Raw genomic sequence first — 25344 nt, 5'->3', positions numbered from 1 at the left:
GGGCACGGTCACGCGGGTACCCGGTACCCTCTAGACGCGCAGGTCGCCGCTGTTGACCGCTTGGACGGCGTGATCCACGGCACGGGCCGTGAAGGCCATGTAGGTCAGCGACGGGTTCTGGCAGCCGGCGGACGTCATGAAGGCGCCGTCGGTGACGTAGAGGTTGGGGATCTCGTGGACGCGGTTGTTCGCGTCCACGCAGCCCGTCTCCGGCGTCGCGCTCATCCGGGCGGTGCCCATCTCGTGGATGCCCTCGCCGAGGCGGTAGTTCGCCTCCCAGGTGCTCACGTTGACGGCCCCGGCCGCTTCGAGCATCTCGGCGCCGTCGTTCTTCATGCCCTCGCGCATCCGGCGCTCGTTCTCGCGGATGGAACCGATGATGCGCGGGATCGGGACGCCCCACTGGTCCACCTCGTCGGTCAGCTCGACGCGGTTGTCGTCGTAGGCGAGCGTCTCGCCGAAGGGGAACATCGAGAAGTTCCACTGGCCGGGCTCGTGCAGGCTCTCCTTGAGCGCCACGCCGACGCCCGGCATCCCGGCGCCGCGGCCCCAGCCGCCCCGGCTTGACCCACCCTGGTAGCCGTAGCCGCGGATGAAGTCGCGGTTGGAGGACGGGTCCCAGGGGAGGTTCTGGAAGCGCGGGATGTAGATGCCGTTCGGGCGGTTGCCGAACGTGTAGCGGTCCTCGAAGCCCGGCATCTCGCCGTTGGCGCCCACCATGAAGTGGTGGTCCATGATGCCCTTGCCGAGCAGGCCCGACTGGTTGCCGAGGCCGTCGGGGAAGCGCGGCGTCTTGGAGTTCATCAGGATCATCGCTGACCCGATCGCGCTCGCGTTCAGGAACACGACCCGGGCATTGAACACGAGCTCCTCCTTCGTCTCGCGGTCCACCACGCGGACCCCCGTCACGCGGTCGCTGTCCTCGTCGTACACCAGCGAGTGGACGATCGAGTTGGGGCGGACGGTCAGGTTGCCGGTCGCCTGGGCGGCCGGGAGCGTGCTCGAGAGCGAACTGAAGTAGGCGCCGGCGGTGCAGCCCCGGTCGCACGGCCCACAGTAGTGGCACCCCGCACGGCCCTCGTGCGGCTGCGTCAGAATGGCGCACCGCCCGACGGTCATCGCGCGCCCGTTGAAGTCGCGCGCGATCGACTCGCGGACGCGCTGCTCGACGGCCGTCAGCGGCATCGCCGGGAGGAACTGCGAGTCCGGGAGTTGCTGGAGCCCGAGCGCCTCGCCCGAGATGCCCGCGAACCGCTCCACGTAGTCGTACCACGGCTCGATGTCGGCGTAGCCGACCGGCCAGCGGGTGCCGCGGCCGTCGCGCTCGTTGGCCGTGAAGTCCATCTCCGAGAGGCGATACGTCTGGCGCCCCCACATCAGCGAGCGCCCGCCGAGGTGATAGCCGCGGACCCACAGGAACTCGTCGGCGGCGCCGTCCTCGCCCGTCTCGTAGGGGTGGTCTACGTCGTCGACGTACCAGTGGGCTGTGTTCTCGTTGTACGGCCCGGCCTTGGACTGGCGGAACTGGCGCTCCTCGGCGTGGCGGCGGTCGCCGCGCCCACGGAAGGGCGTCTCCCAAGGAGCCCGGTGCTCGGTGATGTAGTCGGCCCCGTGCTCGACGTTGCGCCCGCGCTCCAGCACGAGCGTCTTGAGGCCCTTCTCGGTGAGTTCCTTGGCCGCCCAGCCGCCGGACATGCCCGAGCCGATCACGATAGCGTCGTAGGGCTCGGACCCGGCCTGGACCTGGACGGTCCGGATTTTTTCGATGAGCGACGGGGCGCCGTGAGAGTGCTGAGGCATCAGGAGTCAGGAAAGAGGAATCAGGTCGTTGACGGCGGGCTGACAGGCGAGGCACCCATCACGCAGTGCTCGTCGCCCATCACTCGGATCAGGCCCAGGCGCTGCCGACCTCGGAGAGGGGAACGTCGGCGTCGTAGCGGCCGGGGGAGGCGAGCCACTGAAGCTCCTGCGTGGCGCCGGCTTCCGACGTGTAGTAGCCCGCGAGCGTGAGCTCCTTGAGCTGGCGGAAGAACGGCGGCGCCTCCGGGGCGCCGCCGACGGATGCCGTCCCCTCGCCGGTGACGACCTCCTGGGCCGCCTCGGTGGAATCTTCCATCGCCTCGCCGAGGTCTCCCTGCATGCCCGCGACCTCGTTCTCCTGCTCCTCGCTGGCCTGGTAGGTGCCCTCCTGGGCCGCCCCGGCGACATCGCCGTCGGGCGCGTCCTCGTCGGCTGTCGCTTCGCTGCCGACGGCGCCCGGCTGCTCGCCGTAGGTCTCGGCATCCATCGCCTCGACGAGCGTGGCGCGGGCCGCGTCGTCGAGGCCCACGAAGGAGCCCTCGGCGCGGCGGTCGACGGCGTCGAGGCCGGCGAGGAAGGCGTCGCGCTCCTCGGGCGCGTACCAGTCGGCCAGCATGTGGTCCACGAACTGCGGCACGCCCGCCTCGGCTGCGCCGGGCGTGTCGGTGGCCGGGATGATCTGGTCCACGAGGGCCGCCAACAGGTTCTGCTGCGGCTCGGAGAGCGTCTGGAACTGGTACGCCGCGAGGTCGGACCCACCGGGCGTGGAGCACCCGGCGAGGAGGCCCGACATGAGCGGCGCCGTGGCGACGCCGCCGAGCACGGCCGAGAGCCGACGGAGCGCGGAGCGGCGGTCGATGGTGGGGTTGAACATGGGATCGGAGTGCAAAGAGCGGAGAGCGCGGGGTGCCGGACGAGGCGTCGAGGCGGGCAGGCCCACGCTCCACGCCCCCAGGCCTAGGTCACCGCCGGGACGCCCGCCTCGGATGCCGGGGTGAGCGAGGCGTCCGGTGCGTCGCCCGACGGGTCCACCGAGGCGGTGGTGCGGTCCACGCGGTCGTTGAAGAGGAGCACGAACAGAACGAGCACCGCGCCCGCGAAGGCCGCCGGGATCCACCAGAACTGGGTCCACTCGGCCAGCGGCAGCGCGTCGCGCCCGGCCAGGAACGAGTTGTAAACAGCGCCCGCCACCTGCGCCCCGATCAGCATGCCGACGCCGTACGTCACCAGCACCAGCAGGCCCTGCGCCTGCCCGCGCACGGCGGGCGTGCTCTTCTTTTCGACGTAGATCTGGCCGGTCACGAAGAAGAAGTCGTAGCAGATGCCGTGGATCAGCACGCCGCCCACGATCATCCAGGTCACGGCCTCGGGCGCGGCGAGGGCGAAGAGCGCGTAGCGAACCACCCACGCGAACATGCCCGCCGCCAGCATCCACTTGACGCCCCACCGCACGAACAGCAGCGGCATCACCAGCATGAACACGACCTCCGAGACCTGCCCCAGCGACTGCGTCGCGGCGATGTTCTCGAAGCCCGTCGCCCCGAGGAAGAGCTGGGTGAAGTTGTAGTAGGCCGCCAGCGGGATGCAGATCAGGAAGCTGGCCGCCAGGAAGATGTAGAACGGGCGGCTGCCGAGCTGCTTGAACGCGTCGACGCCCGCGATCGAGGAGATCGAGACCGGCTGGCCCTTCGCCACCGGCGGCGTGTTGGGCAGCGTGAACGAGAACACCCCCAGGATGAGCGAGCCGATGCCGGTCAGGTAGAGCGGCCACGCCGTCGCCTCGGCCGACTCGACACCCAGTACGGGCGACAGCACGAACGAGATCGCCAGCCCGGCCACGATCCAGCCCAGCGTCCCGAACACGCGGATGATGGGAAACTCCTTCTCCTGGTCGTCCAGCTGCTCGAACGCGATCGTGTTCGAGAGGCCCAGCGTGGGCATGTAGGCCAGGTTGTAGGCCAGCAGCGCCAGGATGAACAGCGTCGGGTTGCCGATCAGGCTCGGAGCCACCAGCATGAACACGCCGCCGATCAGGTGCAGCACGCCGAACACCTTCTGGGCCGCGAAGTAGCGGTCGGCGACGAGCCCCAGGAAGAACGGCGCGATGATGGCCGCGAGCGGGTTGACCGTGTACGGCCAGTGCGTGAGGTCGCCGAGGCCCTCGGCCGCCATGTAGACGGCGACCGTCGTGTACCAGGCGCCCCAGACGAAGAACTCCAGGAACATCATCGTGCTCAGCCTGGCCTTGATCCCGCTCATGTGGTCGGTGGGTTAGAGGGTGCGAATGCGAACGGTGCGGACCTGCAGCGTGTCGCCGTGATCCTGGAGCCCGACGATCCCCGCGCGCCGGGTGCCGTAGCCGGGGAAGGCCTCGGCGTCGCGGAACTTGCTGACCGCCATCCGGGCGTTCCAGTCGGCCGAGCCCTGCTCGGCGTCTACGATGCGGGTGCCGTTCAGGACATGCTCGATGCGCGCTCCGTCGGCGACGATGCGCAGCGTGTTCCAGTCGCCGGGCCGTGAGACCTGGGCGGTGGGCGCGTAGAGGTCGTAGAGGCCGCCCGCGCGGTGGCTCGGGAAGCGCGCGTCCGGGTGGCAGGTGTCGTCGAGGATCTGGGCTTCCAGCGAGGTCCGGTAGATGGGCGCCAGGTCGGCGCTCTCCTCGCCGCGGTAGAAGAGGCCGGAGTTGCCGCAGGCGGCCACCTTCCACTCGACCTCCAGTTCGAAGTCGCCGTAGGTGCCGGGGGCCACGAGGTCGCCGCCATCGTCGGTGCCGGGCGTGAACGTCAGCAGGCCATCCTGGACGGACCACGCAGCGGGCGCGTCGGCTCGGGCATAGCCGTGCCAGCCGTCGAGCGTGGCGCCGTCGAAGAGGTCCACCCACCCGGCCTCGGCGCGGTCGCGGGCGGGCGAGGCGCCATCTGCCCCATCGGCGCCGCCGGCGAGGCCGCCGCACGCCGACAACGCGACACAGAGGAGGAGCGACAGGAAGACGCGCACGATGATCAATGGACCGTGAAGGTCCGCCAATGTAGGGCCACTCCCTTCCCGAGTGGAAGCCCTTTCACGTCCAGATGGCGAGGTCCGGGGCCGACACCTCTCCGGCCTCCCCCATCACTAGCGTGATGTCAGTTCGATGATGAAGCTTCCCCGCGCGTCCCCCGCGCCATCGAAGGTGCCCCTGAACTCACCGGGATCCTCGTTGGTGAGCACGCCCGCGACGGTCCCGAGGAACGGCACCCGGTCGTACTGGATGTCCAGCGTCAGATTGCCGTCGAGGAAGGAGCCGTCGTAGATGACGAAGTCGAAGCGACCGTCGGGCAGGTCCTCGACGAACCCCTGGCCGGTGATCTGCACGCCGGTGTCCCGCATCCGGATCGTGATCGGGTAGCGGGGGGCATCGGGGATCTCGGCGCGGTAGACCACGCCCTCCCAAGTGCCCGTCACCCCCACGGCGTCGGAGCCGCTGTCGCAGCCGGGCAGGGCGAGGATCGTGGCGAGGAGCAGGGGGAGAACGGCGAGGCGACGCATCGAACGCGGTGGGATCGGAGACTCGAATCTAGACCTTCCGCAGAGCCGAGACGGGGGCCTTCGGTCCCTCCGGAGACTGACGAGCAGGGCGCGCGCTCCGCGGAACGACCGAGGCGGCCAGGGCGCCCCGCATCCCGTCGGAAGACGACCGTCCCGCTACCGCCCGGCCACGCTGGGTGTCCGCGTGTCGAGGCGCTCGACGTGGAACGCGCCGATGCCACGCCCCTGGTCGAGGCCGCGCTCGGCGGCCATCCGGTAGTGGATGCCGCCATAGAGCCGACTGATGGCCGCCTCCTCAGCCGCCTCACGGAACGACCCGAACGAGCGGACGGGGAGCCCGTAGGGCACCTCGGTGTCGTCGTCGAAGGCGACATCGTCGCCGTAGAGCGCCGTGAGGGCCTCGGCGGCGGCGCCCGAGATGACGCTGTGACCGGAGGAGTACTCGGGGAAGGGCGGCGTCTGCAGAAGCGGGGCCCAGTCCTCGTCAATGTGCTCGTTGATCACGGTCTCGGGGCGAACGAGGCGGCTGCGGTACTTCTCGTCCCACACCGAGAGGAAGCCGTCGGCTAGGGCGAGGGCGGTGCGGACGTAGGCCTCGGCTGCGCCTGCCGTGTCGTCGCCCGCGAGGCGGCTGGCGATGGCGGCGATCCCCATCCAGTGGCCCCCCGGCGTGATCTTCTTGGTGGCGAACATGGCGTGGCCGCGCGTGTGCATGACGTACGGGTTGCAGTCCCAGAAGCTGGCGATGGCACGCTGCTCCTCGGTCATGGCGTTCGTCACCGCGACCACGTCGTCGACCTGCTGACGGAAGGGGGAGCCGGGCGCGAGCGAGTACGGCGGCGGCGGCTCGGGCTTGAACTGCGCGGCCGAGTCGAGCACGAACGGGCGCAGCGTGGCCCAGTTGGGCTCGATGGCGTCCATGTAGGCGGGCGGCGTCGGGCGCCACGTGCCGGGCTCGTCGGAGATGGTGTAGGCCGGGCCGCTGCGCGTCTGGGCATAGCCGTCGGCGGCGGCCCAGGCGAGCACGTGCCGGGCGACGGCCTCCCCGTGCGCCGTGGAGGCGGCGAGGCGGGCGCGGCCGAGCCCAGCGTCGCGGAGCGCCTGCTCGGCCTCGGCACGGTACTCGGCCACCCGGTCGTCGGAGAACGTCAGCGCCTCGCCGACGGTGAGGGCGGCCCAGAGCGCAGCCGTCGGGCCATGCACGTCGTCGCCGGGCGGGGGGGGCGCGTCGAAGTCGCGGAGCTGGCCTGTGAGCGAGACCCGGTCGGGGCGGGTCGGGGCGAGGGCCTCGTAGGCGGCGACCGACACGTAGGCGTAGACGCGGGCAGCCTGCGGGGGGCTCGTGATGTCGTACGTCATCACGTCGGTGATCCGCTGGAACGCGCCGTGCAGCAGTTCGGGGTCCTCCGCCTCGGGCGGCGGCGGGCCGTCGGGGGCCTGGCACCCGGCGAGCAGGCCGAGGGCGAGGAGGAGAGCGAGGGGGCGCACAGTCATCGGGTCGTCGGGGGTCTTCTGTATCCAGTCGCGAGCGGAGACGGCTTTACCGCCATCCGCTCCCACGCCTCGCCGTCCCGAACTCGCGAGGCCTGACCGCCAGCACGGGCGGCCTCGGTGCATCGGCTCGGAGATCCCTCCCATCCGTTCGGGATACCGCCACTGGGCTTCTGTGCCGTACCTGCAAGGTCGCGGAGACAGCCTGCATCTCGCAAGGCATCGCGTCGGTTTTCATCGGGATGCGAGGGCCTGGGGGCCGACGCGGAACGCCTGGAGCGGGCCGTCGGAGGAGGCGCTCAGCAGCAGCGAGCCGTCCACGAAGCGGAGCGCGCGGACCTCGCCGTCGAGCACGAGCCCCGCGCCGAGGTCGGTGGGCACGAAGCCGCCTGCGCCATCGCCGAGCAGCGCCAGCCCGTGGCCTGCATCGTACCGGCCCCGGTTGGGGCGAACGCCCAGCAGCCCGCCGCCGAGCACGAGGTCCAGCACGCCGTCGCCGTCCACGTCGCCGGAGGCGATGGCGTAGACGGGCTCGATCTGGGCGAGGTCGGGGAGCGGACGGAGGGCGAAGCGGCCGGTGCCGTCGTTCCAGGCGACGGCGCTGGCGAACGTGGTGGCGCGTCGCTGCTCGGCGTCGCGGGCGCGGCTGCCGAACAGCTCCGGCACCGTCCGCGCGCCGAACTCGGTGTAGGTCGGGTAGGTCCGTCGCAGCTCCGGGAACTGCTGCTGGAGCACGCCGACGGTCGCGAGCGGGTAGTCGTCGCCGTCGCGGAACGAGGTCAGGATGCCGTCGAGCGCGTCGTTGCCGTCGAAGTCGGCGAGCCAGAGGCGGGCGGGGTGCTCGGGCGTGGCGCGGAGGCGCGAGTTGAGACCGAGGTTGCCGAGCGCGAGGTCGAGGTCGCCGTCGCCGTCGTAGTCGGCCGCGTCGAGGGCGGTCCACCAGCCGGTGTCGTCGGCCAGCCCGGTGTCGAGCGCCTCGAAGCCGGTACCGGTGGCGCGGTAGACGGTCGGCGCCATCCACTCGCCCGCCAGGATCAGGTCGTCACGGCCGTCACCGTCCACGTCGCCGAAGGCGGCGCGGCTGACCATGCCCACCTCGGCGAGGCCAGGGGCGAGATCGGCCGTGGCCTCCGAGAAGCGGCCGGTGCCGTCGTTGACGAGGAGCGCGCTCGGCGCGGGCATGCCATACGCCCGCGGCACCACGCGCCCGCCGACGAAGAGGTCCGTGTCGCCGTCGCCGTCCCAGTCGCTCGCCGCCACGGCGCCGACGTGGACGAAGCGATCCGGTAGCGCCCCCGCCGGCGCGGACGTAAACCCACCCGCGCCATCGCCGAGGTAGAGACGATCGCGGATCTCGTCGCGCGCGCCGCGGAACTCGTTGCCCGCCGTCGCCACGTAGAGGTCGAGCGCGCCATCGCCGTTCGCGTCGAAGAACACCGCATCGACGGCCTCGCCCTCGGCGTGGTCGGCCCAGGCGGTGGCCGGCGCCTCGGCGAAGCCGCCGCCCGAGGTCTGGAGGAAAAGCGCATTGGCCTGCCCCCGTGCCCCGCCGACGAACACATCCTCCCGGCCGTCGCCGTTCACGTCGGCCACCGCCAGCGCGGGGCCGAGGCGGGAGACCATGTGGGGCATCAGCCGCTCGCGGTTGAAGTCGATGAACACGTTCTCGACGTGCCGCCACACGGGTGCGCCGGCCCCAGGGACCTCCGCGAACAGGCGCGGCGTGGCCGTCGGCGCGGGCGCCTCGCTGGGCGGACCGGCGTCGGACTGGCGGAGGAGGAGCGGGCCGGCGGGTACGTCGGTGAGCGTCTGCACGCGCCCGTCGGGCCAGGTCACGCGAACGCGCGCCGCCTGAGCCACGCCGTCCAGACCGACAACGAGGCGGGGGTCCACCGACGACAGGTAGCCGCGCGTCGGCTGCGCCTCGGCGGTCTGGCGGAGGCTGTCGGTCCACACCTCGACCCGCGCGCCGATGCCGCTCGTGTTGCCACCCTCGCCCTCCAGCGACACGCTCAGGCTCGTCGCCCCGGCGTCGGCGGCGCCGTTGCGGTAGATCGACGCGGGCGCGTTGACGTTGTTGACGATCAGGTCGAGGTCGCCGTCGTTGTCCAGATCGGCGGTCGCCGCGCCGTTCGAGAAGCCCTCATCGGCGAGTCCCCAGTCGGCCTCCTCGAACCGGAACCCGCCGACGCCGCGGAAGACCTCGTTGGGGATCGCCACCTGGGGCATCTTCTCCAGCAGCGCCAGGTTCTCCTCCCCCATTCCCTGCGCCAGGTTTTGCTGGATGGCCGGGTCGGCGATGTAGTTGATGTAGTCGAGGTCGTTGGGCCGCCGCCAGATGCCGTTGGTCACGAAGAGGTCGCGACGGCCGTCGAGGTCGAGGTCGGCGAGGAGGGCGGCCCAGCTCCAGTCGGTCGCTTCGAGGCCGGAGAACGTCGCCACGTCCGAGAACCGCGGGACGCCGTCGGGGCCGGGGCCGCGGTTGAGTTGGAGCGAGTTGCGGGCGACCTGCGGGCCGTAGCCCAGTTCGCGCTTGAACGAGTCGATGTCGTAGGTGTCGTCGCCGCCGGAGCGCTGGCGGATGTCCTCGCGGCGCGGCATCATGTCGAGGACCACGAGATCCGCCCGGCCGTCGCCGTCCACGTCGCCTGCGTCGGCGCCCATCGAGAAGCGCGACGAGTGGGCGAGTGCGGTCCGGGAGACCTCGCGGAACGTGCCGTCGGTGTTGTTGAGGTAGACGAAGTCGTTCTCGTGAAAGTCGTTGCCGACGTAGAGGTCGGTCCACCCGTCGCCGTCGAGGTCGGCCGGGACGACCGAGAGCCCGTAGCCCGAGATGCCGCTGACGATGCCCGCCGCCTCGGTCACCTCCACGAAGCGCGGCGTCTCGCCCGGCGCGGCGTCGTTGCGGTAGAGGCGGTCGCCGGAGCGCTCATCGCGCTGGCGCGTCTTCTCGGGCGCCGCATACGTCCGGTCGGTGTGGACGGCGTGATTGAGCAGAAACGCGTCCAGGTCGCCGTCGTGGTCCATGTCGAAGAACGCCGCCTGCGTGCCGAAGCCCTCGAAGTCGAGCCCCACCTCGGCGGCGGCCTCGCGGAAACGGGGGACGCCGTCCGCGCCGGGGCCTTCGTTGAGGAAGAGCTCGTTGCGGCCCCGTTGCGTCTTGTAGGCGCCGAGCGCCGAGACGTAGAGATCGAGGTCGCCGTCGCCGTCCACGTCGGCGAGCGTGGCGCCGGTGGTCCAGTCGCTGGAGCCCGCGACCCCGGCCGCCTCGGTGGCCTCCTCGAATCGGATGGGCCCGCCGTCCTCCGTCCGGTTGAGGTAGAGCGCGTTCGGCCCCTCGTTGGCGGTGAAGTAGAGATCCGGCCGACCGTCGCCGTCCACGTCGCCCGCAGCCACGCCGCCGCCGTTGTAGTAGTAGAGGTAGCTGAGGATGTTGAACTCGGCGCTCTCGGCGAGGTCGTTCGAGAACGTGACGCCGGTCGCGGCCGGGTCGAGGCGCTCGAACAGCGCGTTCGGGTCGCTGCCGCCACACCCGACCAGCGCGAGGAGGAGCACCGCGAACGCCCACGGCGGTGCCATCCCACGGCGCCCCTCCGACCTCGTCCCGCGGACGAGACGAGGCGTGTCGACGAGTACAGAACGCATCATGGGGAAGCGAGAAGCGAGTCGGGTCATCGAGAACGTGAGCACAGCGTCACAACGAGCGTCCCCTCTCCCTGGGGAGAGGGACAGTGTAAGGGGCGGCCTAGGGCGCGGCCCCGTCCAGCGCGAACACGACCGGTGCAGCGCCGTGGCGGACGGCCACCACGAGATCGCCCCCGGCCCCCCCGAGGTGGACCAGCTGGCGGGTCTCGCCGCGCACCACGAACCCGCTCACGCCACCGGCAACGGTCGCGAAGCCGCCCCGCCCATCGCCCCGCAGGTACGCCCCGGCCGACGCCGCCAACCGCCCGAGGTCGGGCTTGAGGGCGTCGCGGTTGCCCGCCATCAGCAGGTCGAGCGCGCCGTCGCCGTCGGCGTCGAGCGCGAGCAGGGCGACCATCGGGGAGAGCTGGGCCTCGAACGGGAGCCGCCGGACGCGCCACGCGTCCCCCTCGTTGAGCACCACCACGGACGCCAGCTCGGAGGCCTCGAACACCGTCGCGCGCTCCAACTGCGCAGGCGTCAGCAGGTCCTCGACGCGCTTGCCGACATAGGTCGACGGCGTGAGGTACTCGCGCTTGAGGCTCGGCAACTGGCCTGTCAGTTCGTTGCGGAGCGCGAACGGCAGGCTCCGGCCCCCATTCATGACCGACAGCAGCGGGTCGATGCGGCCGTTCCCATCGAAGTCGCCGACGTGGAGGCGCAACGGACCGCCTTCGGTACGGAGGCGGCTGTTGAGCCCCCAGTTGGCACCGACGAGGTCCGGGTCGCCGTCCCCGTCGAGGTCGGCCGCGGTCAGGCCCTGCCACAGGCCCGTAGTGCCGGCGATGGGCGCGGGCGCGAATCGGCCGCCGTCGTTGGTCCAGACGGTGATCGGCTGCCACTCGCCCGCCGTCACGAGGTCCGGGTCGCCGTCGGCGTCGATGTCGGCGAAGAGGCCGCTGGCGAGCATCCCGGCCTCGTCGAGGCCCGGCGCGGTGGCGCGCGTCACGTCCACGAAGCGGGCCGCGCCGGGACGGCCGTCGTTGCGGAGGAGCGCGCTGCGCGGGCTCGTGCCGTAGGCGCCCGCCTCGACGCGGGCGCCGACGAACAGGTCGATGTCGCCATCGCCATCCCAATCGGCCGCGGCGACGGTGCCGGTGCTGGCGGTCGTCGTGGGGATGGCGCCCTCGCCCGCCTCGGTGAAGCCGCCCGCGCCGTCGCCGAGGTAGAGGCGGTCGCGGAGCGCGGGGCTGGCCGGGTCCGTGTAGCCACCCGACCCGACGTACAGGTCGAGGTCACCGTCGCCATCGGCATCGAGGAAGATCGCGGCCACGTCGTCGGCGGCGGCGTGGGCTGCGAAGGAGTCGGGGGTCCGCAGGTCGAACCGGTCGCCGCGCCGCAGCCACAGCACGCCCGGCTGGCCCGCGCCTCCCCCCACGAACAGGTCGTCGGCGCCGTCGCCGTCCACGTCGCCCACGGCCGCCGCCGGGCCGTCGGCCGAGTAGGCGCGCGGCATGAGCAGTTCGCGGTCGAAGTCGACGCCCGTGCTCGCAGCGTGCGTCCACCCCGGCGCCGCCACCGCAGTCACGTCGCGGAAGGGGCCGGCCGGTGTGGCCGGTGGCACCAGCAGACGAAAGGCACCGGATGCGTCAGCCTCGCGGAGCGTGATGCGGCCCGCGGGCACGTCCGCCAGCACCTGAACGGCGCCGCTCGGCCAGCGGACCACGACGGAGTCGGCCGCGGTCGCCTCCCCCAGCCCGACGTGCAGCACGGGGCCCACGCTCGACTGGAAGCCGCGCGTGGGGACGGCCTCGCGGACCTGCACCGCGCCGCCGTTCCACACGGCCACCTTCGCGCCAATGCCGCCCGTGTTGCCGCCCTCGCCCTCCAGCGCCATCGCCAGCGCCCGCCGCCCCAGCCGGTCGGCGGCGTGGTTTTCGTACAGCGACACCGGCGCGTTGACGTTGTTGACGATCAGGTCGAGGTCGCCGTCGCCGTCGAAGTCCACGGTCGCGGCGCCGTTCGAGTAGCCCGCCTCGTTGAGCCCCCACTCGGGCGCCCGTCGGAACGCCACCGAGTCGCCGCCGGAGACGTTCGCGAAGGCGAGGTTCTCCAGCGGCGTCGACGGCATCGCCTGGATCAGCTGGAGGAAGTCGACCCCGTCCCCGGTCAGCATCGCCTCCTGCGTCTCGACATCGGCCATGAAGGCGATGTAGTCCTGATCGGTGACGTCGCGGAGGATGCCGTTGGTGATGTAGAGGTCGGCGCGGGCGTCCAGGTCGAGGTCTGCGAAGAGGGGCGCCCAGCTCCAGTCGGTCGCGTCGACACCCGCGATGGACGCGATCTCGGAGTACGTCCCGTCGGCGTTGTTGCGCTGGAGGGCGTTGCGCATGATCTGGTGGTGGTACCCGCTGGCCACCTTGGCGCGGTACAGGTTGTGGCCCTCGAAGCTGGACGATCCCTTGAGCCGGTCATCGTCCCACGGCAGCATGTCGACGGTGAACACCTCGGGGCGACCGTCGCCGGTGAGGTCGGCCATGTCGGCGCCCATCGACGAGAGGCTCGTGACCGGCATCGCTCCCTCGAGCACCTCCTCGAAGGTGCCGTCGCCGCGGTTGAGGTAGAAGTAGTCCCGCTCGAAGAAGTCGTTCGAGATGTAGACGTCGAGGTCCCCGTCGTCGTCCACGTCGCCCAGCATGACGCCGAGGCCGAGCGCGATCTCAGGTCCGTAGATCCCCGCCTCGGCACTCACGTCGGCGAACCGCGGCGCCTCGCCCGGCGCGGCGTCGTTGCGGTAGAGGCGGTCGCCGCCGCGCTCGTCGCGCAGGTCACGTGCGTCGCGGAGGCCCATCCGGAACGACGACGACGCCTCGAACGAGTTGTTGAGCACGTACAGGTCGAGGTCCCCATCGCTGTCGTAGTCGAAGAAGGCGCCGTGGATCGAAACGCCCTCGTCGGCGACGCCCCAGGCCTCGGCGACCTCCTCGAAGCGGGGGACCCCGTCGGCCCCCGGCCCCAGGTTGCGGTAGAGTTCGTTGGCACTCTCGCCGCCGTCGACGGCGCCCGCGTTGGCGACGTAGAGATCGAGCCGCCCGTCGCCGTCCACGTCGGCCACCGAGACGCCGGTGCTCCAGGCCCGTGTCCCCGCGACCCCGGCGGCCTCGGTCACGTCCTCGAACTGGATGGGACCGCCGGACTCGGTCCGGTTCAGGAAGAGCCGGTTCGGGCCCTGGTTGGCGGTCAGGAACACGTCCGGCCGGCCGTCCCCGTCCACGTCGCCGACCCCCACCCCGGCCCCATTGAAGAAGTGCCGGAAGGTGAACACGTTCACCTCCTGGCTCTCCTCGAGCCGGTTCTCGAAGTCGAGACCGGCACCGGCCGCGTCGAGCGACGAGAAGAGGGTGCGGTCGGCCTCGCCGCTGCAGCCGCCGAGGCCGAGCAGAGCGAGCAACGAAAAGGCAGTCAGGCGCATAGGGAGAACGAGTCGGCATCCGCCTCGCCGAACGGGTCGGTGGCGGTCGGGCGTGCCAGAGGCACGGCCGGCATCCACAGACGAGCGCCCCGCCCGGGAGGGGGCGAGGCGCTCGGAGAAGACCACATCGAGGCGTTAGTAGCCCGGGTTCTGCATCAGCAGCCCGTCCGAGGCGTCGATCTGGGTCTGCGGGATCGGGAAGACCACGCGGAACGGCTGGCTGCCGTTCTTGAACGACCAGTCGCGCTGGGTGAACTGGTCGAACCGGATCAGGTCCTGCCGGCGACGCGCCTCGTAGGTCAGCTCGAAGAGCCGCTCGTTGAGGATGTCGGCGAGCGTGACCGACGTCAGCGGGGCCGGCGTGTCGTCGGTGCCGTCGCCGTCGACGTCGCCCGAGAGGCGCGCACGCAGCATGTTGATGTCGGCGAGCGCCGGGCCGGGGTTCCCCAGCCGGAGGTTGGCCTCGGCCCGGATCAGGTACATCTCCGCGAGGCGGAAGTAGGGGTAGTCGTTGCTGTTGTTGCCGTTGGTCTCGCGGTTGACGTCGACCGGGAACTTGACGATGCGGACGCCATCGCCCTCACTGGCACCGCCACCCGCCGGAGTCACGCCGTTCTCGAAGTCGAGATCGAAGATCAGCGGATCGCCCGCCCGGTTGTTGATCGGCTCGCCGGTGTCGTAGTTGATCGCCTGACCGATGGCGAAGATGCCGACGCGCGGGTCGTCGGCGTCGAAGGTGCCGTAGGTCTCCGCGATCGTCGAGAAGCCGTTCCAGCCCCCACCCGCGAACGAGTTGTAGTGGAGGCCGCGGTTCGGGAAGTTCAGCCCGTACCCGTCGGCCCCGAGGTGCTGCACCACGAAGATGTGCTCCTCGTCGGCCTGGTTGGTCGGCGAGAACTGGTCGAACCACGCGGCGGAGCCCTGGTTGAGCGCGTACGGGCCGTTGATCACGCGGGTCGCCGCGTCGATGGCCTTCTGGTACTGCTGCGGGCCACGCTGGATGCCGCCGGCTGTCGTGGTGCCGCTGAAGACCTCTGCGTTGAGGTAGATGTTGGCCAGCATGGCGTCGACGGCGCCCTGCGAGAAGCGACCGCCGTTGCCCGCGCCTGCGACCGGCAGGTCGGCACGGATCTCCTCGAGCTCGTCGACGACGAACTGGTACACCGTCGCGCGCGTCTCCGTCGGCGGCAGGTTGTCCGGGTCGACGCGGAACTCGCCCTCCTCGTCGCCGATGAGCGGGACGTTTCCGAAGAGGTCGAGCAGCGTGTAGTAGTAGAACGCGCGGAGGCCGCGGATCTCAGCGATGAGGCCGTCCTTGTTGGGGACCTCGATCGTCTGGAGGTCGCTCAGCAGGCTGTTCGCCCGGGCGATGCCTGCGTAGGACGTGTTCCAGGCGCCGTTGATGAAGCCGAGCTGCGGCGTCCAGGAGTGCTGGTGGAGCGACAGCCAGTCGCCACCGTCGAACCAGTCGCCACCGCGCGTCGGGACGATGGTCTCGTCGGACGTGACCTGGCTCATGTTGTGGTAGTCCCAGAGCGTCGCGCGCAGCTGGGAGTAGACCGGGGACAGGGCCGCGACGACCTCGATGTCGGTCTGGTAGAAGTTCTCCGGCGTGACGGAGCTGTACGGGTCCACCGAGAGGTCGGTGCACGCCGCCAGCCCGAGGGCCGGGGCGAGGAGACCAGCCAGCACGGCCAGGCGGGCGCGTGTAGAGAGTCGGTTCATGGGATCGTGGGGGCGGGGCCGGTCCGAAGACCGGCCCCAGGTAAAAAGACCAGGGACGACTTAGAGGCTCAGGTTGACACCGACGGTGAACGTACGCGCCCGGGGGTACGGCAGGTAGTCCACCCCGATCGACGTGATGCCGTCCGTCGAGGCATTCGAGTTCACCTCGGGGTCCACACCCGAGTAGGGCGTGACCACGAACAGGTTGTTGCCCGTCACGAAGACGCGCGCGTTGCGGACCTCCGGAATGATCGAGCCGAGCGCGTAGTCCAACGTGAGCTGGTCGAGGCGCAGGAACGAGGCGTCCTCGACGTAGCGCGACGAGTAGACGGCCGCCGCGCCGATGTCCTCGGTGGCGTAGAAGTCGCTGCCAAGGTCGAGCACGTTGCGGTTGCCGGCCACCGCGCGCGTCCCGTAGACGAGCGCCGTGTTGTTGAGCAGCTCCCGGCCCTGCTCGCCGCGGAAGAACGCGCGGACGCCGAGATCGCCGAACGCCGCGTTGAGGCGGATGCCGTACGTGAAGTCCGGGCGCGGGCTGCCGATCTTGACGCGGTCATCGTCGCCCGGCGCCGTCGTCGTGCCGACGAGCGTGCGCTCGAGCGGGCCGACGATGCCGTCGCCGTCGAGGTCGCTGGCTTCGTAGTCGTTGAAGACGGCCGCACCGTTGTCGAAGTCGCCCGTGAACTCGAAGCCGTAGAACACCGGGAACTCCTCGCCCGGCGTCAGCAGGAGCGCGTTCACGTTCGACTGGCCCTCGCCCGAGACGAGGCCGGTGAACAGCTGGTTGGCACCGCCGAGGTCGAGCACCTCGTTCTGGTTCGTGTTGAACGTGAGCCCGAGCGTGAACGACGCGTTGTCGTTCTCGAAGAGCAGCGCGTCCAGCGAGAGGTCGACGCCCGTGTTGCGCAGCGAGCCGACGTTCTGGACCTGGCTGGCCACGACCGACGCGAGCACCGGCACGTTCAGGAGCAGGTCGTTGGTCGTGTTGCGGTAGAACTCGACCGAGCCGTAGAGGCGGTCGCTCAGGAGTCGGTAGTCGAGGCCGACCGTGAACTCCTCCTTCTGCTCCCACTTCAGATCCGGGTTCTCGAGCTGCGTGGGGGCGTAGCCCGGCACGATGATCCCGTTGAGGACCGCCGAGTTGGCCGGGTTGGCACCGAGCAGCGGGAGGTACAGGTAGTCGCCGATGCCCTGGTTGCCCACGACGCCGTAGCCCGCGCGGAGACGGAGGTCGGTGACCGCCGTGCCGCCGTCGAAGAACGGCTCCGCCGAGATGCGCCAGGCGCCCGAGATGGCCGGGAAGAGCGCGTACCGGTTGTCGGCCGAGAAGCGCGACGAGCCGTCGTAGCGGAGCGAGCCGGTCAGGTAGTAGCGCTCGTCGTAGTTGTAGTTGGTGCGCGTGAAGAACGACGCCAGCAGGTTCTCGGCGCGCGCCGAGAAGGAGCCCGGCCCGGCGTTGTTGGCGTTGACCACGACCGAGCCCGACTGGAGCTGGTTGTCCTCCGTGAAGTCGGTCACGAACGAGACCGCCTGGAGCGAGGTCTCGCTGTAGTTGAACCGCTGGTACTCGTAGCCGCCGAGCAGGTCGAAGTTGCTGTTGCCGACGTTGGTGCCGTAGGTGAGGTACGTCGAGAGCGTCGCCGAGGACCGCTCCAGCGTCCGCCGGTAGCCGGAGCCGCCGTTGGTGGTCGCCGTCGTGAACTCCGCGCCGATCGGGCTGGCACCGGGGATGTAGGAGCGCCGCGCGCCGACCGAGCGGTCACCGCCCACGTTGAGCGAGGCCGTCAGGCCCTCCATCAGGTCCAGCTCCGCCGAGATGTTGCCCAGCGTACGGACGGTGCGGGCCGTCTCATCGACCTGCTCGGCGAGCGCCACCGGGTTGCGGAACGACCGCTGGCCGGGGACCTCGTAGAAGCCGTCGTTGGCGTTCGGGTCGTTGACCGGGGCGACCGGCCGGTACTGGATGGCGTTCTGGAAGAGACCGCCCTCGAAGCCGCCCGTGTCGTTGGCCGGCACGAAGTCGTCGTCGGTGAGGGCGCTCGTCAGGTTGAGGCTCAGCCGCAGCTTGTTGTCGTAGAGCTGGTTGCTCGCGTTGAGGCGCGCGGTCACGCGCTCCAGCCCGGACGAGATCACGATGCCGTCCTGGTTGAGGTAGCTCAGGCTGGCGCGGTACTGCGTGTTCGCGGTGCCGCCGCCGAACGACAGGTTGTGGGACTGCGTCGGTGCAGGCCGGAAGAGCTCCCCGACGAAGTCGCTGTTGATCGAGCCCGTGTTGAGCGATGGATCGGGACCGGCGAGGGTCCCCGCGCCGAAGTTGGTCGTCACGAACTGGCGGTACTCGTCGGCCGTGAGCACGTCGAACGTCTCGCTGGCCTGCGAGATCGAGAACGAGCCCTCATAGTCGACCGTGACGCGGCCCTGAGCCCCGTTCTTGGTCGTGATCAGGACCACGCCGTTGGCGCCGCGCGAGCCGTAGATGGCCGTCGCGGAGGCGTCCTTGAGGACCGTCACCGACGCGATGTCGTTCGGGTTGAGCAGCGTCAGCGGGTTGCGCGCCGGGCCGGCCGTGGCCTGGCCTGCGCCTCCGGGCGTGACGTTGTCGCCCGAGACCGGGATGCCGTCGATGACATAGAGCGGCTCGTTGGACGCCGTGATGGACGTGCCGCCACGGATCCGGACGGAGACGTTCGCGCCGGGCTCGCCCGAGCTCTCGATCACGCTCACACCCGCCACCCGGCCTTCCAGGAAGTCCGTCGGGGCGGTCACCAGCCCCTCGTTGGCGTCGTCGACATCAACCGACGACACCGAGGCCGTCACGTCGCCGCGACGCTGCGTGCCGTAGCCGACCACGACGACCTCGTCGAGGATGTCGGAGTCCTCTTCGAGGCGCACGTCGATGACGGAGCGGCTGCCGACCGTCTCGGTTGCCGTGATGTAGCCGAGGAAGCGGTAGACGAGGACCGACTCGGGGCCGTCCACCGCGATCGAGTACTCGCCGTCGAGGTTGGTCGCGGCGCCGCGCGTGGTGCCTTCGATGACGACGTTGACGAAGGGCAGGGGGTCGCCAGAGGAGGCGTCCACGACTGTGCCTGTTACCGTTTGCGCGACGGCCGCGGGGGCCGCACCGAACGCAAACAGGAGCGCGGCCAGCCCGAGGAGGGTAGCGTTCCGACTCATCTGTGTAGGGGTGTGTGTGGGGTGTCCGTTCGACCGACCGCACCACCAGAGACCGGAAGCGCTATCAGCCGACCCAAGCTTAAGCGTTTCCCCCAGATTGCGCAAACGCTTACATCGGGCTTTAGAGACTGTAGGGCGGCACGGCTGCCTGGCCGTCTCCTCCGCTGCCCTTCACTCTCACGCATCCCAGGAAAAGCGCATTCAGGACCCGGCGCCCGAGCCGTCGTGCCCTCCTGAGTCCGGCCGGACGGTCGTGATCAGGATGACCCCGTTGGCCCCACGCGACCCATACATGGCGGTCTCGCTGGCGTTCTTCAGCACACGGATGCTGGCGACGTCGCGCGGGTTGATGCCCTGGAGCGCGCCCCCCACCCCGAGCGGAACCGCGATCCCGTCGATCACGAACAGAGGGTCCGCGTTGCCGTCGGCTCGGATGCTCTCGGTGCCGCGGATCCGGATGACGAGGTTGCCTGCTTCCTGGCGGACCTGTACGCCCGCGACCTGCCCGCGCAGCATGTCCTCGACACGCGCCAGCGCCTGGCCGTCCGTGTCGGCCGCCGTGACCACGTTGGGATCGCGATTCTCGCGGACCCCGTTGCCCGACCCACAGCCGACGAACAGGAAAACGACGAACAGGAGGGCGAAACGCCCCAGAGGCGAAGTGTGCGACATGGCGGCCGAGGGTCTGGTGTGCCCGCAAGGTGGGGCACCACCGCCCTCAGCGCAAGGCGCCCGGCGTACCACCCCTTGAGGCGAGACCCGCCCACAGCGGGAGGCCCCACCCGAGGCGGACGTACCCCGACCGACTCGACGTGCCGATAACGCCAAAGCGGAAGCCCATCAGCTCCTGCCCCTGGGGCTCCGGGTGCGGCAGGGATGGCGGCTGGGCGAAGCGTCGTCCTGTACGAGAACGGGGGCGGCAGGCCCTCGCCCACCGCCCCCGCGATCTGCTGCCCGACGCTACGCCGCGTCTTCGACCTTCTTGAACACGATGCACGTGTTGTGGCCGCCGAAGCCGAACGCGTTCGAGAGCGCCACCTTGACGTCGCGCTCCTGGGGCGCGTTGAACGTGTAGTTGAGGTCGCAGGCCGGGTCCGGCGTCTCGAAGTTGATCGTCGGCGGGATTTTGCCGTGCTGGATGGCCAGGATGGACGCCACCGCCTCGACGGCTCCCGCGGCACCCAGCAGGTGGCCCGTCATCGACTTCGTGGACGAGAGGTTCATCTGGTAGGCGTGCTCGCCGAAGACCGTCTTGATGGCCTTCGTCTCCGCCACATCGCCCAGCGGCGTGCTCGTGCCGTGCATGTTGAGGTAGTCGACGTCCTCGGGCGTGATGCCCGCCGTCTGGAGCGCCTGCCGCATCGCGAGCCGCGCGCCGAGGCCTTCCGGGTGAGGCGCCGAGATGTGGTGCGCGTCGGCGCTCATGCCAACGCCTGCCACCTCGGCGTAGATGCGGGCCCCGCGGGCGACCGCGTGGTCGTAGTCCTCCAGGATGAGCGCGCCCGCGCCCTCGCCCATCACGAAGCCGTCGCGGGCCGCGTCGAACGGGCGGCTGGCGCCCTGGGGATCGTCGTTGCGCGTTGAGAGCGCCTTCATGTTGCCGAAGCCGCCCAGCCCGACCTCCGTGATGGAGGCATCGGTGCCGCCCGCCACCACCGTATCCGCGAGCCCGGCCTTGATCACCATCCAGGCGTCACCAATGGCGTTGTTGGACGTGGCGCACGCCGAGACCGTCGCGTAGTTGGGCCCGTGGAGGCCGTGCCGCATCGAGATCAAGCCCGGCGCCATGTCGATGATCATCATCGGCACGAAGAACGGGCTCAGGCGACGCGGACCGTGCGCGGCGTACTGCACCACCTGGTCCTGGAACAGCTTCATCCCACCGATGCCCGACCCCACGATCACGCCGATCCCCGTCCGCTCCTCCTCCGACATGCTGGAGGGGTCGATGCCCGCGTCGGCCAGCGCCTCGTCGGCGGCGACGATGGCGTACTGGGCGAACGGGTCGAGGCGGCGGGCCTCCTTGCGGTCGAGGTAGTCCCCCGGGTCGAAGTCCGTCACCTCACAGGCGAACGTGGTCGGGTACTCGCTGGCGTCGAAGTGCGTGATGGGCGCCGCACCGCTGCGGCCCTCCATCATGGCGTCCCAGAAGGCGGGGACCGAGTGGCCGATGGGCGTGAGTGCGCCGAGGCCGGTGACGACGACGCGGCGGTCGGAGAACGACATAGGTGATTCGCGGAACGGGCCGCCGCAGGGGCGGGATACAAAACCGGCGGTGCGCTGCAGAGCGCCCCGCCGGAGAACGTCGGAGTGGAGGGGCCGAGCAGGACCCTACGCGTCCTGCTGCTTGCTGACGTACGAGATCGCATCGCCGACGGTCGCGATCTGCTCGGCGTCCTCGTCGGGGATGGTCATGTCGAACTCTTTCTCGAACTCCATGATCAGCTCGACCGTGTCGAGGGAGTCGGCACCGAGGTCGTTGGTGAACGAGGCTTCGGGCGTGATGTCGGCCATGTCGACGCCGAGCTTCTCGACGATGATCTCCTTGATTCGCTGTTCGGTGGACGCGTCAGCCATGGGATGGGTCGGATGTAGAGGGTAGGGGTGCGCCGGTCGGGCGCCATGAGGGCGGGAAAACTACGTCAGCCGCTCGGGCCGGGCAATCGGCCCGACGCAGTGGCTTCCGGGCACCTTACGAGCGTCGGCCGACGCAGATTCGCCGAAGACGCGTTCTCCTCGCGGCACGGCGCCGAATCGGGGCGCAGGGAACGCCGGGGGTCGGCTACCTTCTCGGCCCTCTGCACCCTCCAATTCGCGGTTTCCCATGGCGATCCTCTTCACCTCCGAGTCCGTCTCCGAAGGCCACCCGGACAAAGTCTCGGACCAGATCTCCGACGCCCTCCTCGACGCCTTCCTCGCAGGCGACCCCGCCAGCCGCTGCGCCATCGAGACGCTCTGCACGACGGGCCTCGTCGTGGTCTCGGGCGAGGTCACGAGCGACACCTACGTCGACGTGCAGGAGGTCGTCCGCACGACCATCGAGGAGATCGGCTACACCGACCCGATGCTCCAGTTCGACGCCCGCTCCTGTGGCGTGCTGGTCTCGATCCACGAGCAGTCGGCCGACATCGCGCAGGGCGTCGACGACGACCAGGGCCTCCACGTGGAGCAGGGCGCCGGTGACCAGGGCATGATGTTCGGCTACGCGACCCGCGAGGACGAGGAGACGCTGATGCCGCTCGCGCTGATGCTCTCGCACCGCCTCGTGCAGCGGCTCGCCGAGATCCGCAAGGCGGGCGAGGTGATGACCTACCTCCGGCCCGACGCGAAGAGCCAGGTCACCATCGAGTACGAAGCCGACGGCCGGACGCCCAAGCGCATCCACACCGTCGTCATCTCGACCCAGCACGACGAGATCAACCCCGAGGACGACGACGCGACGCTCGCCCAGATCAAGGCCGACGTCCGCGAGCACGTCCTGCCGGCGGTCCTGCCCGAGGGCATGGTCGATGACGGCCTCATCCTGCACGTCAACCCGACGGGCACCTTCGTGATCGGCGGGCCGCACGGCGACACGGGGCTCACGGGCCGCAAGATCATCGTCGACACGTACGGCGGGAAGGGCGCCCACGGCGGCGGTGCCTTCTCCGGCAAGGACCCCTCCAAGGTGGACCGCTCGGCGGCCTACGCCACGCGCCACGTCGCCAAGAATCTGGTCGCGGCCGGGCTGGCCGACGAGGCCCTCGTGCAGGTCGCCTACGCGATCGGCGTCGCCGACCCGGTCTCGATCCGCGTCGAGACCAACGGCACCGGCAAGGGCCTCACCGACGCCCAGCTGGCCGACCTCGTGACCGAGGTCGTCGACCTCCGCCCGGCGGCCATCATCTCGCGCTTCGGCCTGATCGACCCCGATGCCGAGACGCGGCCGACGTACCGCAACACGGCGGCTTACGGCCACTTCGGCCGCGACGAGTTCCCGTGGGAGCGCCTCGACCTGGTCGACGCCCTCACCGAGGCGGCCCAGGCCTAGCGGTGGGCCGGGGCCGCGTGGCTCCGGTCAGCGCGCGACGACGGCTCGGCGGGCGACCACCTGCCCGGCAGCCTCCAGCCGGACGACGTAGACACCCGCCGCGAGCGTCGCGCTCAGACGCGCCTCGTGGCGGCCTGCCGCGACGGCTCCGTCCGCAAGGACCGCGACCGTGCGGCCCTGCACGTCCAGGACGGTCAGGCGCACCGTGCCCGGCTCGGACAGTTCGAACGCCACCCGCGCGCCGCCCACGCTGGGGTTGGGTGCGACGGGTAGCAGGGTCACCGTCTCCGCCTCGGGGCTCGGGAGGCGCGCGTCGGAGACGGGCGCGGCGGGCCGGGCCGCCAGCCCGGCGGCCCAGGCAGGAATCGTGAGCGTCCGCGCAGCGCCGTTGGTGCGCGGCCCTTTGGCCTTGACGCGGAACGCCTCCCAGGGGCCGATCGCGGCGGGCGCGTCCACCCAGAGGCGCGTCTCGGGGTCCCACACCCAGACCGGCGCATTCGGACTGACGTTGGTGCCGCCGGGCCACGACGCGATCCCGGTCAGGTCGAGATCTGTCGCGAACGGGTTGGCGAGGTACGTGAACCGCGTCCCGGCGGTGTCCAGTTCGACCGTCACGTCGGTCGTGTTGGCGGGGCGGTCGGTGGTGAGCACGAACGGAAACTCGACCCCGACGCTGACGCGCGGGTTGCCCTGCGCGCGGTCGTACATCTGCCAGCGGAACGCGCGGCCGAGGGCCAGTTCCTCGCCGGTGCCGGCCGCGGGGGCCCAGGTGTTGCTCGCCGCGTCGAACGTCGTCCACAGATTGGGCGCGCGGGCGCCGGGGTAGTAGCCCGTCACGCCGCGGACGAGGTTCTGCGCGGCGAGGTCGTCCACGGTGACGCCCGAGGCGGGCGGCCCCAGGTAGCGGAGCCCGAGCCGTCCGTCGATGACCGTGGAGACGTAGGGCGTCACGGCGGGGCGGATGAGCCGGGCGTCCACGGGCCAGTGAGCGCCGACGCGGGCGAAGCTGTAGACGGCGCCGCTGCGGTCGCCGTCGTCGCTGGCGCCGGGCGCGCCGACGAGCACGCGGTCGCCCGAGATCGCGACCGACTGACCGAGTGCGTGGAGGGAGTCGAGGCGGGGCGCGAACAGGTCGGCCTCCTGCGCCCACGTCGCGCCCGTGCGTGCGAACACGTAGGCGGCGCCGGTGCCGGGGCCGAGGCCTGCGCGGCGCGACCCGACCAGCGCGCGGTCGCCAGAGATCGCGACCGAGATGCCGAACTCCTGGTCGATCCCGCGGTCGTCGGGCGCCAGCTTCGCCTCCTCCGTCCACGTCGACCCGGAGCGCGCGAACACGTAGGCGGCGCCGCTCTTCCGCGCCGGGTTGTCGTTGAAGTAGGACCCGACCAGCGCGCGGTCGCCCGAGAGCGAGACGGCGCGCCCGAAGAGGTCGACGGGCTGCGCGTCCGAGGCGGTGAGCTTGGCCTCCTGGCTCCACGTCGTGCCGGAGCGGACGAACACGTACGCCGAGCCGGTGCGGTCGCCGCCGTCGTCGTCGCGGTAGGCACCGATGAGCGCGCGATCGCCGGAGAGCGAGACGGAGAAGCCGAAGAAGTCGTCCACGTCCGCGTCGAGAGCCGTCAGCTTGACCTCCTCGGTCCAGGTCGTGCCGGAGCGCACGAACACGTAGGCGGCGCCGCTATCGGTCCCCTCATCGTCGTCTGCGAGCGCGCCGACGAGCGCCCGGTCGCCCGAGAGCGAGAGCGCGTATCCGAAGTAGTCCCCCGCCTCGGCATCGCTGGCGGTCAGCTTGGCCTCCTGCTCCCAGCCCGAGGCCGTGCGCACGAAGACGTAGGCCGAGCCGCTCAGCGCCCCGTCGTCACCATTGGCGAATGCGCCGACGAGCGCCCGGTCGCCCGAGAGCGAGACGGCCGCTCCGAACAGGTCGTCCGCCGCCGCATCGTCGGGGACGAGCGTGCCGTCTAGCACCCATCCGGTCTCCGTCCAGGCGTAGACGAACGCGACGCCGCTCCGCACGCCGTTCTCGGACGCCCGATACGCCCCGATGAGCGCATAGTCTGCCGACACGTCCACCTTCCAGCCGAAGTAATCGTCGGTGGCCAGGAGCGCGGCCGGGTCGATCTCCGCGGCCGGTTGCGCGACGACACCTCCGCCGACAAAAACGAACGCGAGCACGAGGCGACGGGTGACGGCGAGCATCGAGCGCGAAGAGGTTGAAGGGTGTGACGAAGGATACCCAGCGCCCACTCTCCGACCGCCCCCGGATACGACATGACCGCCGCCCCCGTACAGCGGGGGACGGCGGCTCCTGCAGCCGGCGTGGACCATCCCACCACGAACAGAGCCAGGCCGGGCGCAGAGATGTCGTCCGCCGAGGCTCCGAACCGGCGCAGCAGCGACCGTTCAAGAGCGAGGCCCGGCGGGCGACCTCAGTGTGCGATTCGCTTCGGGATTCCACATCATGGGATCCCACGATTTGTCTCGTGGCATCCCACGA

Annotated in this window: 15 protein-coding genes; 1 reads left to right on the top strand and 14 read right to left on the bottom strand. The window is 70.7% G+C overall.

Translation table 11 applies throughout. The features are described 5' to 3' along the window. Positions 1-30: 30 nt before the first annotated feature. The 13 genes from B1759_RS09970 to B1759_RS09910 form a co-directional block, all read right to left on the bottom strand. The gene (locus B1759_RS09970) at positions 31-1800 is read right to left on the bottom strand and encodes a GMC oxidoreductase (protein WP_095514855.1); all 1770 of its coding nucleotides are present in this window, start codon (positions 1798-1800) and stop codon (positions 31-33) included. Positions 1801-1888: 88 nt separating this feature from the next. Beyond that, positions 1889-2674 (bottom strand): gluconate 2-dehydrogenase subunit 3 family protein, encoded by a 786-nt coding sequence (locus tag B1759_RS09965; RefSeq protein ID WP_095514854.1) that lies wholly within the window; start codon positions 2672-2674, stop codon positions 1889-1891. A gap of 83 nt (positions 2675-2757) precedes the next feature. Next, the gene (locus tag B1759_RS09960; RefSeq protein ID WP_095514853.1) at positions 2758-4059 is read right to left on the bottom strand and encodes an MFS transporter; all 1302 of its coding nucleotides are present in this window, start codon (positions 4057-4059) and stop codon (positions 2758-2760) included. A 12-nt stretch (positions 4060-4071) separates the two neighbouring features. Then, the gene (locus B1759_RS09955; RefSeq protein WP_158225201.1) at positions 4072-4797 is read right to left on the bottom strand and encodes a DUF1080 domain-containing protein; all 726 of its coding nucleotides are present in this window, start codon (positions 4795-4797) and stop codon (positions 4072-4074) included. A 117-nt stretch (positions 4798-4914) separates the two neighbouring features. Then, positions 4915-5328: a hypothetical protein gene (locus tag B1759_RS09950; RefSeq protein WP_095514851.1), complete on the bottom strand. Its 414-nt coding sequence runs from the start codon at positions 5326-5328 to the stop codon at positions 4915-4917. 156 nt (positions 5329-5484) lie between these two features. Further along, complete coding sequence (locus B1759_RS09945; protein WP_095514850.1) at positions 5485-6822, bottom strand: vanadium-dependent haloperoxidase; 1338 nt, start codon at positions 6820-6822, stop codon at positions 5485-5487. Positions 6823-7053: 231 nt separating this feature from the next. Next, entirely contained in the window at positions 7054-10494 is a 3441-nt protein-coding gene (locus B1759_RS09940; RefSeq protein ID WP_143537334.1) for a VCBS repeat-containing protein, read from the bottom strand. A gap of 70 nt (positions 10495-10564) precedes the next feature. Continuing rightward, positions 10565-13915: a VCBS repeat-containing protein gene (locus tag B1759_RS09935; protein WP_095514848.1), complete on the bottom strand. Its 3351-nt coding sequence runs from the start codon at positions 13913-13915 to the stop codon at positions 10565-10567. 135 nt (positions 13916-14050) lie between these two features. Further along, the gene (locus B1759_RS09930; RefSeq protein WP_095514847.1) at positions 14051-15640 is read right to left on the bottom strand and encodes a RagB/SusD family nutrient uptake outer membrane protein; all 1590 of its coding nucleotides are present in this window, start codon (positions 15638-15640) and stop codon (positions 14051-14053) included. Positions 15641-15700: 60 nt separating this feature from the next. Next, complete coding sequence (locus B1759_RS09925) at positions 15701-18817, bottom strand: TonB-dependent receptor (protein ID WP_095514846.1); 3117 nt, start codon at positions 18815-18817, stop codon at positions 15701-15703. Positions 18818-19018: 201 nt separating this feature from the next. Next, positions 19019-19489, bottom strand: a complete 471-nt coding sequence (locus B1759_RS09920; protein WP_095514845.1) for a TonB-dependent receptor plug domain-containing protein — start codon at positions 19487-19489, stop codon at positions 19019-19021. A gap of 288 nt (positions 19490-19777) precedes the next feature. Continuing rightward, complete coding sequence (fabF, locus tag B1759_RS09915; protein ID WP_095514844.1) at positions 19778-21043, bottom strand: beta-ketoacyl-ACP synthase II; 1266 nt, start codon at positions 21041-21043, stop codon at positions 19778-19780. 105 nt (positions 21044-21148) lie between these two features. Then, positions 21149-21394, bottom strand: a complete 246-nt coding sequence (locus B1759_RS09910) for an acyl carrier protein (RefSeq protein WP_095514843.1) — start codon at positions 21392-21394, stop codon at positions 21149-21151. 247 nt (positions 21395-21641) lie between these two features. Between B1759_RS09910 and metK the strand changes: the two genes are divergently transcribed. After that, positions 21642-22847, top strand: coding sequence for a methionine adenosyltransferase (gene metK / locus B1759_RS09905; protein WP_095514842.1), 1206 nt, complete (start codon positions 21642-21644; stop codon positions 22845-22847). A 27-nt stretch (positions 22848-22874) separates the two neighbouring features. Here metK and B1759_RS09900 read toward each other — a convergent pair whose 3' ends face one another. After that, complete coding sequence (locus B1759_RS09900) at positions 22875-25046, bottom strand: T9SS type A sorting domain-containing protein (protein ID WP_158225200.1); 2172 nt, start codon at positions 25044-25046, stop codon at positions 22875-22877. Positions 25047-25344 lie beyond the last annotated feature (298 nt).

The organism is Rubrivirga sp. SAORIC476 (assembly GCF_002283555.1).
GTDB lineage: Bacteria > Bacteroidota > Rhodothermia > Rhodothermales > Rubricoccaceae > Rubrivirga.
This window is presented reverse-complemented; position numbering and strand designations above follow the sequence as displayed.

Bases quoted from the DNA above. Each gene is read 5' to 3' on its own strand.
- B1759_RS09970 (WP_095514855.1), bottom strand. From the start codon at position 1,800: ATGCCTCAGCACTCTCACGGCGCCCCGTCGCTCATCGAAAAAATCCGG.
- B1759_RS09965 (WP_095514854.1), bottom strand. From the start codon at position 2,674: ATGTTCAACCCCACCATCGACCGCCGCTCCGCGCTCCGTCGGCTCTCG.
- B1759_RS09960 (WP_095514853.1), bottom strand. From the start codon at position 4,059: ATGAGCGGGATCAAGGCCAGGCTGAGCACGATGATGTTCCTGGAGTTC.
- B1759_RS09950 (WP_095514851.1), bottom strand. From the start codon at position 5,328: ATGCGTCGCCTCGCCGTTCTCCCCCTGCTCCTCGCCACGATCCTCGCC.
- B1759_RS09945 (WP_095514850.1), bottom strand. From the start codon at position 6,822: ATGACTGTGCGCCCCCTCGCTCTCCTCCTCGCCCTCGGCCTGCTCGCC.
- B1759_RS09940 (WP_143537334.1), bottom strand. From the start codon at position 10,494: ATGACCCGACTCGCTTCTCGCTTCCCCATGATGCGTTCTGTACTCGTC.
- B1759_RS09935 (WP_095514848.1), bottom strand. From the start codon at position 13,915: ATGCGCCTGACTGCCTTTTCGTTGCTCGCTCTGCTCGGCCTCGGCGGC.
- B1759_RS09930 (WP_095514847.1), bottom strand. From the start codon at position 15,640: ATGAACCGACTCTCTACACGCGCCCGCCTGGCCGTGCTGGCTGGTCTC.
- B1759_RS09925 (WP_095514846.1), bottom strand. From the start codon at position 18,817: ATGAGTCGGAACGCTACCCTCCTCGGGCTGGCCGCGCTCCTGTTTGCG.
- B1759_RS09920 (WP_095514845.1), bottom strand. From the start codon at position 19,489: ATGTCGCACACTTCGCCTCTGGGGCGTTTCGCCCTCCTGTTCGTCGTT.
- fabF (WP_095514844.1), bottom strand. From the start codon at position 21,043: ATGTCGTTCTCCGACCGCCGCGTCGTCGTCACCGGCCTCGGCGCACTC.
- B1759_RS09910 (WP_095514843.1), bottom strand. From the start codon at position 21,394: ATGGCTGACGCGTCCACCGAACAGCGAATCAAGGAGATCATCGTCGAG.
- metK (WP_095514842.1), top strand. From the start codon at position 21,642: ATGGCGATCCTCTTCACCTCCGAGTCCGTCTCCGAAGGCCACCCGGAC.
- B1759_RS09900 (WP_158225200.1), bottom strand. From the start codon at position 25,046: ATGCTCGCCGTCACCCGTCGCCTCGTGCTCGCGTTCGTTTTTGTCGGC.